The sequence below is a fragment of the Sphingobium sp. ba1 genome (assembly GCF_000743655.1).
Taxonomy (GTDB): Bacteria; Pseudomonadota; Alphaproteobacteria; order Sphingomonadales; family Sphingomonadaceae; genus Sphingobium.
In genome coordinates, this window is record NZ_JPPQ01000069.1 from 898258 (window position 1) to 899763 (window position 1506).

General features: G+C 62.0%; 2 protein-coding genes and 1 pseudogene. 1 reads left to right on the forward strand and 2 read right to left on the reverse strand.

The features are described 5' to 3' along the window. Window positions 1–550 precede the first annotated feature (550 nt). Window positions 551–955 carry a MerR family transcriptional regulator gene (locus IL54_RS07405; protein ID WP_037474395.1) on the forward strand — a complete coding sequence of 135 codons (405 nt, stop codon included), beginning with the start codon at window positions 551–553 and terminating at the stop codon, window positions 953–955. Between the two features lie 86 nt (window positions 956–1041). Here IL54_RS07405 and IL54_RS24045 read toward each other — a convergent pair whose 3' ends face one another. Then, window positions 1042–1179 (reverse strand): hypothetical protein, encoded by a 138-nt coding sequence (locus tag IL54_RS24045; protein WP_156106171.1) that lies wholly within the window; start codon window positions 1177–1179, stop codon window positions 1042–1044. Between the two features lie 24 nt (window positions 1180–1203). Beyond that, a pseudogene (locus tag IL54_RS07410) lies at window positions 1204–1506 on the reverse strand (DUF6118 family protein); the annotation flags it as partial.

Sequence of the window (1506 nt, forward strand, 5' to 3'; positions counted from 1 at the left end):
GCGTGGTCGTCTGCGCCAGTGAGCCGGACGCGGGTAATCCGAGGATCAGCACTGCGGCCAAGCTCGGCCGAACCCCCCTTTGCCACGCTTTCAGTCGAACTAAATCTTTGCCGTGCATCCGCTTCCTCGCGATTTCTGTCGCAGGTTGCGTCCATGCAACCTATAGTCACTAGAGGAGCAAGCTCTAATTTCGGATCCTTCCTATCTCGCCAAACCTCGCTGGTGAGCAACCCGAGTCCCTGATTTTTCGCTTGATCCTCTAGTGGCTGGAGCACGCATACGCCGCTTGTGCCTGTGAAGAGGGTGCAAAACGCACCGTCGCTTCTCGCGCGTGGAGACCGCTATGCAAGCTAATCGCTCCCTTATTGTGGCGCTTGTGACAGCTGCTGCCGTGCTCGCTTCGGCCTGTTCTACTGGTCAAAGTGGCGCATCTTCGGCTTCAGCCGCGGCAGCGAAGCGCTGCGTTCGCACGTTTGGACCGGCGGGTAAGACACCCTCGATTGTAGTGCCTTGCACTGCAAACTCGGGGCGCTGACAGGTCGCTACAAGCGTGCTTGAAAAGCTGACGATCGGGAAACTGGCGGAAGCCACTGGCATCAAGGTCGAGACGATCCGGTGGTATGAGAAGGCAGGCCTGATCGCGGCCCCGGCGCGCACAAGCGGTAATTACCGCGCCTACTCGCCCGATGATCTCGCGCGACTGTCGTTTATCCGTCGCGCGCGCGATCTCGGCTTTTCGCTCGATCAGGTGCGTGCGCTGCTCGATCTGGCCGGGCAGCGCGAACGCGAACGCAGAACGCTCGATGTGATCGCTGCCGAACACCTGGCGGAAGTCGATCGCAAGCTCGCGGACCTCACCGCGCTCCGGCGTGAGCTTGCCCGGCTCGTTTCGACCTGCGAAGATGGCACAGTCGGCGACTGCCGGATCATCGAAGCTCTGGCGCCGATCCCTTAGGAGACACTTTTCAAATGAAAGAAGGCAATGCACGCATCACCGCGAACAAAGCCTCCGACCGGGTTAGTAGATTTAGCTGGGTAGCGCTAGAATCCGCGCCGCTCGATCGACCGCAATAGTTCGGGGTCGGCCACGAGCTGGCGGGTCGTCGCGATCGTGCCCGCAATCCACGCCCGGTTAACCGCTTGCGCCGCTTCGGGTGCTGCCTCGATTGGCGCGCTCACCGCGCTTCTGACGTTGGTCGTCCATTATTTCGTGGCCCTTCGCTCCTCCGGTCTGATCCTGACCGTGCATCGCACCGGCTCGCCCGCCTTGTTTGCTGCTCGATGGCAACGCTCAAGCGCGGCCTCGTTGCCCTGGCCGATCACCATGCCCGTCACCATCGCGTTCCAGGTGTCGGGGTAGCTCGCCGTCGCCAGCCGGCGCGCGCCCTCCCATGTCGTCCCGCCGAGAGTGCGCGCCGCCATGTTCTCGGGCCATCGCCAGTTATCGGCCCAGTCGGCCCGAAGCTGCGATTTTGGCCAGGTTGAAGAACGAACACTGAACGCTTG